The organism is Vibrio sp. 1180_3 (genome assembly GCF_029478545.1).
GTDB lineage: Bacteria > Pseudomonadota > Gammaproteobacteria > Enterobacterales > Vibrionaceae > Vibrio > Vibrio aestuarianus.
This window is the reverse complement of the sequence record NZ_SJFM01000246.1, coordinates 1-270: the sequence shown is the minus strand read 5'-3', so window position 1 is coordinate 270 and position 270 is coordinate 1. Positions and strand designations below refer to the sequence as shown.

Sequence of the window (270 nt, the reverse complement as noted above, 5' to 3'; positions counted from 1 at the left end):
GGAAATGTTGTGTTTGTTAAGTTCGTTGGCGCGGCTTCTTTGCTGTTGAAATTCATGAATGCCTAAATTCATTTCGTGTGCTCTGTCGTTGGCTTTTTCGATAGAATTCTTTGCAAATTACCATGCTCAGGAATGGTGATTTTCTCGGTCATTTCTTCTTTGCCAAGCGCATTTCGTGGATTAGGTTTTAATTTCACAGCTGTCTGTTTTACTTTGCCGTTTGAAAGCAATAATGTGTTTCAAATTAGGCATTTTGGCGTAATTTGCTAG

The 270-nt window shown here is 38.5% G+C and carries 1 protein-coding gene; it reads right to left on the bottom strand.

Features of this window, described 5'->3' with window-relative positions; translation table 11 throughout:
• Window positions 1-68: 68 nt before the first annotated feature.
• On the bottom strand, window positions 69-197 hold the full coding sequence (locus EYW48_RS21735; RefSeq protein ID WP_255199795.1) for a hypothetical protein: 129 nt from the start codon (window positions 195-197) through the stop codon (window positions 69-71).
• Window positions 198-270: the final 73 nt, after the last annotated feature.